This window comes from Burkholderia sp. AU18528 (assembly GCF_002223215.2).
Taxonomy (GTDB): Bacteria; Pseudomonadota; Gammaproteobacteria; order Burkholderiales; family Burkholderiaceae; genus Burkholderia; species Burkholderia semiarida.
The window spans coordinates 199,086-209,884 of record NZ_NKFC02000003.1 but is presented as its reverse complement, the minus strand read 5'-3'; the positions used below and the strand labels follow the sequence as shown (position 1 = coordinate 209,884).

Annotated in this window: 12 protein-coding genes; 9 read left to right on the top strand and 3 right to left on the bottom strand. The window is 66.6% G+C overall.

Annotated elements, in window-relative coordinates:
- Window positions 1–206 (top strand): hypothetical protein (locus CFB52_RS34925; protein WP_218964203.1); only part of this gene is annotated, 206 nt, incomplete at its 5' end.
- A 164-nt stretch (window positions 207–370) separates the two neighbouring features.
- On the opposite strand, the gene CFB52_RS02510 is transcribed toward CFB52_RS34925, so the two are convergent.
- A complete protein-coding gene (locus tag CFB52_RS02510; RefSeq protein WP_059576928.1) occupies window positions 371–1,147 on the bottom strand; it encodes an enoyl-CoA hydratase in 777 nt (258 codons plus the stop codon).
- 129 nt (window positions 1,148–1,276) lie between these two features.
- Between CFB52_RS02510 and paaN the strand changes: the two genes are divergently transcribed.
- From paaN to paaK, 5 genes are all read left to right on the top strand, one after another.
- Window positions 1,277–2,983: a phenylacetic acid degradation protein PaaN gene (paaN, locus tag CFB52_RS02505; RefSeq protein WP_099316038.1), complete on the top strand. Its 1,707-nt coding sequence runs from the start codon at window positions 1,277–1,279 to the stop codon at window positions 2,981–2,983.
- Between the two features lie 87 nt (window positions 2,984–3,070).
- Entirely contained in the window at window positions 3,071–4,273 is a 1,203-nt protein-coding gene (gene pcaF, locus CFB52_RS02500; RefSeq protein ID WP_059576932.1) for a 3-oxoadipyl-CoA thiolase, read from the top strand.
- Between the two features lie 45 nt (window positions 4,274–4,318).
- Entirely contained in the window at window positions 4,319–5,110 is a 792-nt protein-coding gene (gene paaG / locus CFB52_RS02495; RefSeq protein ID WP_099316037.1) for a 2-(1,2-epoxy-1,2-dihydrophenyl)acetyl-CoA isomerase PaaG, read from the top strand.
- A 1-nt stretch (window position 5,111) separates the two neighbouring features.
- Window positions 5,112–5,564, top strand: a complete 453-nt coding sequence (gene paaI, locus CFB52_RS02490) for a hydroxyphenylacetyl-CoA thioesterase PaaI (RefSeq protein ID WP_059576938.1) — start codon at window positions 5,112–5,114, stop codon at window positions 5,562–5,564.
- A gap of 38 nt (window positions 5,565–5,602) precedes the next feature.
- On the top strand, window positions 5,603–6,901 hold the full coding sequence (paaK, locus tag CFB52_RS02485) for a phenylacetate--CoA ligase PaaK (RefSeq protein WP_099316036.1): 1,299 nt from the start codon (window positions 5,603–5,605) through the stop codon (window positions 6,899–6,901).
- Between the two features lie 248 nt (window positions 6,902–7,149).
- Here paaK and CFB52_RS02480 read toward each other — a convergent pair whose 3' ends face one another.
- Entirely contained in the window at window positions 7,150–8,274 is a 1,125-nt protein-coding gene (locus CFB52_RS02480; RefSeq protein ID WP_257219860.1) for a murein transglycosylase A, read from the bottom strand.
- 28 nt (window positions 8,275–8,302) lie between these two features.
- Between CFB52_RS02480 and CFB52_RS34965 the strand changes: the two genes are divergently transcribed.
- Window positions 8,303–8,446 (top strand): hypothetical protein, encoded by a 144-nt coding sequence (locus tag CFB52_RS34965; protein WP_226094281.1) that lies wholly within the window; start codon window positions 8,303–8,305, stop codon window positions 8,444–8,446.
- 14 nt (window positions 8,447–8,460) lie between these two features.
- Here the strand turns inward: CFB52_RS34965 and apaG are convergent, their stop codons facing one another.
- Entirely contained in the window at window positions 8,461–8,835 is a 375-nt protein-coding gene (gene apaG / locus CFB52_RS02475) for a Co2+/Mg2+ efflux protein ApaG (RefSeq protein WP_034187476.1), read from the bottom strand.
- A gap of 177 nt (window positions 8,836–9,012) precedes the next feature.
- Between apaG and rpe the strand changes: the two genes are divergently transcribed.
- Complete coding sequence (rpe, locus tag CFB52_RS02470; RefSeq protein ID WP_059576943.1) at window positions 9,013–9,699, top strand: ribulose-phosphate 3-epimerase; 687 nt, start codon at window positions 9,013–9,015, stop codon at window positions 9,697–9,699.
- 4 nt (window positions 9,700–9,703) lie between these two features.
- Complete coding sequence (locus CFB52_RS02465) at window positions 9,704–10,468, top strand: phosphoglycolate phosphatase (RefSeq protein ID WP_099316035.1); 765 nt, start codon at window positions 9,704–9,706, stop codon at window positions 10,466–10,468.
- Window positions 10,469–10,799: the final 331 nt, after the last annotated feature.

Below are 10,799 nucleotides of genomic sequence, written 5' to 3'. Positions count from 1 at the left end.
GAGACCCCTCGGCAGCGCTGCGTTTTCAGCAGCAGAGAAGCGAGATTATGAACCGTGTTTCGCAGCTCGTCAACAACTTTCTGAACGACTTCGTTGCGACTGCGGGGCTCAACTTCCTGCGCCGCCGCGGCTCGTTACCACCGAACCCCAACAGCACCGCTTCCCTCCTCCCGCGCCGCGTTTCCGGTAGCGCGAAAGAGGCGTGATTCTAAGCACCCGCCCCCATCCACGCAAGCTCTTTGTGAAGAAACTTTGAAAAGGCCTCCGTGCGCTGTCGCGCACGGAGGCCTTTTTTGATGAACCGGACAAGGCGATCCCGCCCGCAACCGATACAGGCCAGCCATCGGACACCCGCCCCGACGCAGTCCGATCAGCGGTGCTTGAAAACAGGCTTCCGCTTCTCGACGAATGCCGCCATCCCTTCCTTCTGGTCTTCCGTTGCGAACAACGAGTGGAACAACCGGCGCTCGAAGTGGACGCCTTCAGCCAGCGTCGTCTCGTACGCGCGGTTCACCGACTCCTTGACCATCATGACCGCCGGCAGCGAGAACTCGGCGATCGTCGTCGCGGCGGCAATCGCCTCGTCGAGCAACTTGTCGGCCGGCAGCACGCGCGAGACGAGCCCGGCACGTTCGGCCTCGACGGCGTCCATGAACCGCGCGGTCAGGCACATGTCCATTGCCTTCGCCTTCGACACCGCGCGCGGCAGGCGCTGCGTGCCACCCGCCCCCGGCATGACGCCCAGCTTGATTTCCGGCTGGCCGAACTTGGCCGTGTCCGCCGCGAAGATGATGTCGCACATCATCGCGAGTTCGCAGCCGCCGCCCAGCGCAAAGCCCGAAACCGCAGCAATGATCGGTTTGCGGATCTCGCGGACCGCCTCCCAGTTGCGCGTGATGTAGTCACCCCGATAAACATCCATATAGGAGTAGGTTGCCATCATGCCGATGTCCGCGCCGGCCGCGAACGCCTTCTCGCTGCCCGTCACGACGATCGCGCCGATGTCGTCGTCCGCATCGAACGCCTTCAGCGCGGCACCCAACTCGTCCATCAATGCATCGTTCAGCGCATTCAGCGCCTTCGGGCGGTTGAGCGTCACCAGACCAACGCGCCCCCGGGTCTCCACCAGGATGTTTTCGTAAGCCATCTATTTCTCCTCGATCAATGAAATGAGAAACGCCTCGCACATGCGAATAGTTTGATGCTACCATTCTCCGACCAACCGGTCGGTTAATTAATCGATCCGATCCCTCTCAACGTTCATCAGGCCGCCGCCATGACCCATGCCCTGCTCACGAAGCACGAAGACACGCTGAAACACGCACTCGCCGCCATCGAGAGCCGCGGGTACTGGAGCCCGTTCGCCGAAATGCCGAGCCCCAAAGTGTACGGGGAAAGCGCAAGCGCAGACGGCGAGGCGGCGTTCAAGTCGCACCTCCACAAGACCTTCGTGCTTGACCAGCCCGCGTCCGGTGAAACGGTCGGCGCCGAGCGCTCGCCATACGGCATCGCGCTGGGCATCCGGTATCCGAAATCCACGCCGGACGCACTGATCGCTGCCGCAGCCGCCGCTCAACGTACGTGGCGCGAAGCCGGCCCGAGCGCGTGGATCGGCGTTAGCCTCGAAATCCTTGCGCGCCTGAACCGCGCCAGCTTCGAAATTGCCTACAGCGTGATGCACACCACCGGGCAGGCCTTCATGATGGCGTTTCAGGCCGGCGGCCCGCACGCACAGGACCGCGCGCTCGAAGCCGTCGCCTATGCATGGGACGAACTGCGCCGCATTCCGGCCGATGCACACTGGGAAAAGCCGCAAGGCAAGAACCCTCCCCTTGCGATGCACAAGCGCTATACGATCGTGCCGCGCGGCACCGGCCTCGTGCTCGGCTGCTGCACGTTCCCGACATGGAACGGCTACCCGGGCCTGTTCGCCGATCTGGCAACCGGTAATACCGTGATCGTCAAACCGCACCCTGGCGCGATCCTGCCGCTTGCCATCACGGTCCGAATCGCCCGCGACGTGCTGCGCGAAGCCGGATTCGATCCGAACGTCGTCACGCTCCTCGCGACCGAGCCCAACGACGGCGCCCTCGTCCAGGATCTCGCGCTGCGCCCCGAGATCAAGCTGATCGACTTCACCGGCAGCACGCAAAACGGCACGTGGCTCGAACACCATGCCCACCAAGCCCAGGTCTATACCGAGAAAGCGGGCGTCAACCAGATCGTGATCGACTCGACCGACGACCTCAAAGCCGCCGCGAAGAACATCGCGTTCTCGCTGGCGCTGTACTCGGGCCAGATGTGCACGGCGCCGCAGAATATCTACGTACCGCGCGACGGCATCCGGACCGCCGACGGCCATGCGAGCTTCGACGAAGTCGCGCAAGCAATCGCGGTTGCCGTGCAAAAACTCACTGGCGACCCGGCACGCTCGGTCGAACTGATCGGCGCAATCCAGAACGAAGGCGTGACCGCGCGCATCGACGACGCGCGCAAGCTCGGCCGCGTGCTTGCGGATAGCGTGGCTCTCCAGCATCCCGCCTTCCCCGATGCGCGTGTGCGCACGCCGCTCGTGCTGCAGCTCGACGTGGCCGACCGCGAAAAATTCACGCAGGAATGGTTCGGCCCGATCTCGTTCGTGATCGCGACCGACTCGACCGCGCAATCGCTCGATCTGGCCGGTGAAATCGCCGCCGAACACGGCGCGCTGACCCTTTCCGTCTACAGCACCGATGACGCAATCCTCGACGCCGCACACGACGCGGCGGTGCGTGGCGGCGTCGCGCTGTCGATCAACCTGACGGGCGGCGTATTCGTGAACCAGTCGGCCGCGTTCTCCGACTTCCACGGAACGGGCGCGAACCCGGCGGCCAACGCGGCGCTGGCCGACCCCGCGTTCGTCGCCAACCGGTTCCGCGTGGTGCAAAGCCGGGTCCATGTTGCCCCGAAGGCGGTACCTGCGGAAGCTGGCCAGACGGCATAGCCCTAATGGCCGACGTGCAAACGCCGCCATGTTCTCTACCATGAACGAATCCGCCACCCGGCGGGTTCGTCACTCATCGATACGCCCATGACAGACGCCTACATCTGCGACGCGATTCGCACCCCCATCGGCCGCTACGGCGGCGCACTGAAAGATGTTCGTGCCGACGACCTCGGCGCGGTGCCGCTCAAGGCGCTGATCGAGCGCAATCGCGACGTCGACTGGGCGGCGATCGACGATGTGATCTACGGTTGCGCGAATCAGGCCGGCGAGGACAACCGCAACGTCGCACGCATGTCGGCGCTGCTGGCGGGCCTGCCCACCGCCGTGCCCGGCGCGACGCTGAACCGGCTCTGCGGCTCCGGGATGGACGCGGTCGGCACGGCCGCGCGCGCGATCAAGGCGGGTGAAGCGCGCCTCATGATCGCAGGTGGCGTCGAGAGCATGACCCGCGCACCGTTCGTGATGGGCAAGGCCGCGAGCGCGTTCGCGCGCCAGGCCGACATCTTCGATACGACGATCGGCTGGCGCTTCGTCAATCCGCTGATGAAGCAGCTGTATGGCGTCGATTCGATGCCGGAGACGGCCGAGAACGTCGCGGTCGACTACCACATCAGCCGCGCCGATCAGGACCTCTTCGCGCTGCGCAGCCAGCAGAAGGCCGCACGGGCCCAGCAGGACGGCACGCTCGCTGAGGAAATCGTCGCGGTCACGATTCCACAGAAGAAAGGCGAGCCCGTCGTCGTGTCGCGCGACGAGCATCCGCGCGAAACGTCCCTCGAAGCGCTCGCGAAGCTGAAGGGCGTGGTACGCCCCGACGGCTCCGTGACGGCCGGCAACGCATCGGGCGTCAACGACGGCGCCTGCGCGCTGCTGCTCGCCAATGCGCAGGCAGCCGACCAGTATGGCCTGCGTCGCCGCGCGCGCGTCGTCGGCATGGCGACCGCCGGCGTCGAGCCGCGCGTGATGGGCATCGGTCCCGCGCCGGCCACGCAGAAACTGCTGCACCAGCTCGGCATGCGTATCGACCAGTTCGACGTGATCGAACTGAACGAGGCGTTCGCGTCGCAAGGTCTCGCCGTGCTGCGCATGCTCGGCGTCGCCGACGACGATCCACGCGTGAACCCGAACGGCGGTGCGATCGCGCTCGGCCACCCGCTCGGCGCATCGGGCGCCCGGCTCGTCACCACGGCGCTCCATCAACTCGAGCGCACCGGCGGCCGCTTCGCGCTCTGTACGATGTGCATCGGCGTCGGCCAGGGCATCGCGCTCGCGATCGAACGCGTGTAACCGACGCGCCGCGCGCCTATAACGAAGTCATGACGGAGATACTGCATGTCCTATCAGGCGATCCAGCTGGATATCGATCAGGCCGCGTGCGTGGCCACGATCACGCTCAACCGCCCCGACAAGCTGAACAGCTTCACGCGGGCGATGCATCGCGAACTGCAGTCGGCGCTCGATGAAGTCGACGCGGCCGGTGCACGCGCGCTGATTCTGACGGGTGCGGGGCGCGGCTTTTGCGCGGGCCAGGACCTGGCCGACCTCGACTTCACACCGGGCGCGTCCAGCGATCTGGGCACACTGATCGACGAGCATTTCAATCCGCTGATCCGCCGCCTGCAGCGTCTGCCGATTCCGGTGATCGCCGCCGTCAACGGTACGGCCGCCGGCGCCGGCGCGAATCTCGCACTTGCGTGCGATCTCGTGTTCGCCGCGCGCTCGAGCAGTTTCATTCAAGCCTTCGTCAAGATCGGGCTCGTACCCGATTCGGGCGGCACATGGTTCCTGCCGCAACGCATCGGCATGGCTCGCGCGCTCGGGCTCGCGCTGACCGGCGACAAGCTCGGCGCGGAACAGGCCGAACAATGGGGCCTGATCTGGCGCGCGGTCGACGACGATGCGCTCGTCGCGACGGCCCGCCAGCTCGCCACCCAGCTCGCGCAGCAGCCGACGCTCGCCATCGCATCGATCAAGCAGTCGATGCGAGACGGCATTACGAACACGCTCGATCAGCAGCTCGATCTGGAACGCGACCTGCAGCGCAAGCTCGGCCAGTCGCATGACTACGCGGAAGGTGTGAAGGCCTTCATCGAGAAGCGTGCACCGCGCTTCGAGGGGCGCTGACATGACGAACGCGACCGCCACCCTCGACCCCGACTCGCTCGCCCGCGCCACCGCGCGGGCCATGTACGACGCCGATGCGTGCAGTCGCGCGTTCGGCATGGAAATCGCCGAAGTACGCGCCGGCTACGCCCGTCTGCAGATGCGCGTGCGGCCCGAATTCCTGAACGGTCACCAGACCTGCCACGGCGGGATCATCTTCACGCTCGCCGATTCGACGTTCGCGTTTGCATGCAACTCGTACAACGTGAATGCGGTCGCGGCCGGCTGCTCGATCGAATTCCTGCGCCCCGTGCACGGCGGCGACGTGCTGACGGCTGAGGCGGTCGAACAGGCGCGCGCCGGCCGCCACGGCATCTACGACATCCGCGTCACGAACCAGACAGGCGACACGGTTGCGATGTTTCGCGGCAAATCTGCCCAGATCAAGGGTACGGTCATCCCGGAAGACCGCTGACGTCGACGGCTCGCCCATAACAAACACTGGAGACATGCATGACTACCCCGCTACCGCTCGAGCCGATCGAGACCGCCTCGCGCGACGAGCTGACCGCGCTGCAGCTGGAACGCCTCAAGTGGTCGCTCCGGCATGCGTATGACAACTCGCCCGTCTATCGCCGCAAGTTCGACGAAGCGGGCGTGCATCCGGACGACCTGAAGACGCTCGCCGACCTGTCGCGCTTTCCGTTTACGACCAAGGGCGACCTGCGCGACAGCTATCCGTTCGGGATGTTCGCGGTGCCGCAAGACCAGATCTCGCGCATCCACGCGTCGTCCGGCACGACCGGCAAGCCGACGGTCGTCGGCTATACGGCCGCCGATATCGACACGTGGGCAAACCTCGTCGCCCGGTCGATCCGTGCCGCCGGTGCGCGCCGCGGCGACAAGGTGCACGTCAGCTACGGCTATGGGCTCTTCACGGGCGGGCTCGGCGCGCACTACGGCGCCGAGCGCGCAGGCCTCACCGTGATCCCGTTCGGCGGCGGCCAGACCGAAAAGCAGGTACAGCTGATCCAGGATTTCCGGCCCGACATCATCATGGTCACGCCGAGCTACATGCTGTCGATCGCCGACGAGATCGAGCGCCAGGGCCTCGATCCCGTCAAGAGTTCGCTGCGCATCGGCATCTTCGGCGCGGAGCCGTGGACCAACGACATGCGCGTCGCAATCGAACAGCGGATGGGCATCGACGCGGTCGACATCTACGGGCTGTCCGAAGTGATGGGCCCCGGCGTGGCGTCCGAATGCGTCGAGACCAAGGATGGTCCGACCATCTGGGAAGACCACTTCTATCCGGAAGTCATCGACCCGGAAACCGGCGAAGTGCTGCCCGACGGGGAGCTCGGCGAGCTCGTGTTCACGTCGTTGACGAAGGAAGCGCTGCCGATCATCCGCTACCGCACGCGCGATCTCACGCGCCTGTTGCCGGGCACCGCCCGGACGATGCGCCGGATGGAGAAGATCACCGGCCGGTCGGACGACATGATGATCGTGCGCGGCGTCAACGTGTTCCCGACGCAAATCGAGGAACAGTTGCTCAAGCAGCGCGCGCTCGCGCCGCACTATCAGATCGTGCTGACGAAGGAAGGCCCGCTCGACGTGCTGACGCTCAACGTCGAGCCGTGCCCGGAAACCGCGCCCGATACCGCGGCGATCCAGGCGGCCAAACAGGCGCTCGCGTACGACATCAAGTCGCTGATCGGCGTGACGGCCGTGATCAACGTGGTGCCGGTGAACGGCATCGAGCGCTCGGTCGGCAAGGCGCGCCGCGTCGTCGACAAACGCAAGGGCTGAAGTCGCGCGACGCACGTGCGGCGCGCGGCGGCGAGCGCGCGCCTGCAAACGAAACAGCCCGGTCGGCCAACGCCGATCGGGCTGCTTTACTCCAAGCGTCGTTCGACGTGACACTCACCGGATCACGCGAACTGAAATCACGTGGGCACACCGGCGATCAGGCCGGCACGCGCCACGCGCAGGAGACGCACCGCGAATGCCGAGTCTCATGCGCGGGCCACCATCCGGGCAGCCCGCCCTGCCCCAAATCACGAATTCGGGAACAGCAGCCACATCCGGCCGACCTGCTTCATCCGGCCGGCCTGGTCGCCCGCGTCGTCGCCGAGCCCCCAGAAATAGTCTGCCCGCACGCCGCCCTTGATCGCCGAGCCCGTATCCTGCGCGAACACGAGCCGGTTCATCGGCGTATTCGTCAGCGGACGCGTGGTCTGCAGGAACACCGGCGTGCCGAGCGGAATCGACGACGGATCGACCGCGATCGAGCGCTCCGGCGTCAGCGGCACGCCGAGCGCGCCGATCGGGCCGTCCGCGCCGCCGTGCGGCGCATCCTCCTTGGTCGGCATGTCGCGGAAGAACACGAAGCGCGGATTCGTGTCGAGCAGCGCGTCGACGCGCGTGGGGTTCGCCTTCGCCCAGGCCTTGATGCCCTGCATCGTCGCCTGTGCGGGCGTCAGCTCGCCCCGATCGAGCAGCCACTTGCCGATCGAACGGTACGGCTGGTTGTTGGTACCGGCAAAGCCGACCCGCATCACCGAACCGTCGTCGAGCAGCACGCGCCCCGAGCCCTGCACCTGCAGGAAGAACGCCTCGATCGGATCGTCGACCCATACGAGTTCGTTGCCGTTCAGGATGCCGGCGCGCTCGAGCTGCGCGCGTGCGGGCAGCGCGGCGCCCGCGCGATAGCCGGCCGGCCAGCGATAGAGCGCGTACTGATACGGGCCGCGGCGCACGCGCGAACCGTGCAGCAGCGGCTCGTAATAGCCGGTCACGAGCCCGTCGAGCGTACCGTCGGTATTCGCGAACTGGAACGGCGTGAAATACGTTTCGAAGAAGGCGCGTGCGCTGCTGACGTCGAGTTCGTCGAGCCGGTCGGCGGCCGCGCAAGCGCGCGTCCAGGCCGGCTGGCGTGCGAGCCGCGCGCAGTTCTGCCGCAACGCGGCCGTCGCGCCGATCAGCGAATCGTCCTGCCAGCCCGGCACCTGCTGCCACGCGACCGGCGTGAGCCGCTTCGCGGCGACCTGCCCCGGCACGATCGCCCCGCCGGTCGGCGGCTTCAGCGCGGAGGTCCGCGTCGGCGCGCCGCCGCACGCGGCGAGCAGCGCCGCCGCCGCGGCTGCGGCCATCCACCCGGCCAGCCGGGGCCCAAACCACATACAATGTCCGTTCTTGATGGAAACCGCCATGTCAGATTTTCTCGACCAATATCCGATGCTCATCTTCGCGCTCGAAGCCTTCGTAGCGCTTGCCCTGCTGATCTTCATCGTCGTCTGGACGTCGTCGGGCAGAAAGAAGCCGGCCCGCCACAACGACCGCCAGCCGCGCTGACGCGCGCCGCACGCTCAATGCAGCGTGCGCGGCATGTGCAGGGCGAACTCGTCGACCGGCGCCTCGAAACGCTCGCCGTCCTCGGCCACGCAGAAGTACGCACCGCGCATCGTTCCGACCGGCGTCGCGATCACGGCCCAGCTCGTGTATTCGAAATGCTCGCCCGGCTGCAGCAGCGGCTGGTGCCCGACGACGCCGAGCCCCTTCACTTCCTGCACGTGGTTCTCGCTGTCCGTGATGATCCAGTGACGAGCGATCAGCTGCGCCGCGACCTGTCCGGTGTTGCGGATCGTCAGCGTGTACGCGAATGCGTATTGACGGTGATCGGGGTCGGATTGTTCCGGCAAGTAGCTGGTTTTCACCGAAACGGTGAACTGATACTGACTCATGGTGTGTCCGCTGTAGGTAACCGCGCGCGCCGATTCGAGCGGCCGGGCCGCAGGCGCGCCGCATTGGTTCGGCATTCTATGCGCAATCGGGCGGCAACCGCACGGCCTGCCGCCGCGCACCGGGTCGCCGGACGGTAGAATGACGGTTTTGCGCCGCAACGTCCCCGCTCCCCTGCCATGACTCAATTCCGCATCGCTCCCAGCATCCTGTCGGCCGACTTTGCCCGGCTCGGCGAAGAAGTCCGCAACGTGGTCGCCGCCGGCGCCGACTGGATTCACTTCGACGTGATGGACAACCATTATGTGCCGAACCTCACGATCGGCCCGCTCGTCTGCGAGGCGATCCGCCCGCACGTGCAGGTGCCGATCGACGTGCACCTGATGGTGCGCCCGGTCGACCGGATCGTGCCCGATTTCGCGAAGGCCGGCGCGAACCTGATCAGTTTCCACCCGGAAGGCTCCGACCACATCGACCGCACGCTGTCGCTGATCCGCGACCACGGCTGCAAGGCCGGCCTCGTGTTCAATCCGGCCACGCCGCTGAACTACCTCGACCACGTGATGGACCGCCTCGACTTCGTGCTGCTGATGTCGGTGAACCCCGGCTTCGGCGGTCAGTCGTTCATTCCGGAAACGCTGAACAAGCTGCGCGAAGCGCGCGCGCGCCTCGACGCGTACACGGAGCGCACCGGCCGCGAGATTCTGCTCGAGGTCGACGGTGGCGTGAAGGCCGACAACATCGCGGAAATCGCGGCGGCCGGCGCCGACACGTTCGTCGCCGGTTCGGCGATCTTCGGCAAGCCCGACTACCGCAAGGTGATCGACGAGATGCGCGCGGCGCTCGCCACCGTCGAGCGGAGCTGACACCGTGGCCGACTCGTCGTTCGCCGGCCACGCGCCGGCCGGGGCAGCCACGGGCGCGGCATCGATCCGGTTCGTCGCGCCGCGCATCGATGCCGCGCTGATCGACCTCGACGGCACGATGGTCGACACGGCCGACGATTTCACCGCCGGCCTGAACGGGATGCTCGCGCAGCTCGGCGCGCCGGCCACGTCGCGCGACGAAGTCATCGGCTACGTCGGCAAGGGCTCCGAACACCTGATCCAGAGCGTGCTGAAGCCGCGCTTGCCGGCCGACGAAGCGCACGCGCGCTTCGACGACGCACTGGCGATCTACCAGACCGAATACGCGAAGATCAACGGTCGCCACACGCGTCTCTATCCGGACGTGGCAGCCGGCCTCGACGCATTGCGCGCGGCCGGCATCCGGCTCGCGTGCGTGACGAACAAGCCGCACCGCTTCGCGGTCGAGCTGCTCGAACAATACGGGCTGGCCGGCTGCTTCGGCATCGTGCTGGGCGGCGACAGCGTCGCGCGCAAGAAGCCCGATCCGCTGCCGATGCTGACGGCCTGCGACGCGCTCGGCGTCGCGCCGGGCGCCGCGGTCGCGATCGGCGACTCGGAAAACGACGCGCTGGCAGGCCGCGCGGCCGGGATGGCGACGCTGACGGTGCCGTACGGCTACAACCACGGCAAAGCTATACAAACGATAAATTCGGATGGTATAGTCGATTCGTTGCTGGTCGCGGCTCGCGCAATTTCCGCGCACAATGCCGGCCGGCCAACCGTCTGATTATTTCTTCCATCCGCATGTTTCTGAATAAAAAACGGAGTCTGAGCAGCATCGACCGGGGAGCCTGGCCCTGGCGTCGCTGGTCGCGCTAACCTCTTCGATGAGGTACGCTGAAGCACGTCTTCAGCGCCGTTTTTTATCTCGCTGCGCATCCGCGCGCCGACCGTCGCACCACCTCGAGTTCCACCGCGCCCGAACGCTCGCGTTCAGGATCCGCCGCAGGCTCGCGACGTTCACGCCCGGAGTGCCGGCCGGCAACAGGCACTTCTCGATCGACCGCCCTTTCGCCGACGGCCACCCGCGCAGCGTCAAATGATCCCTGGCGCACGCG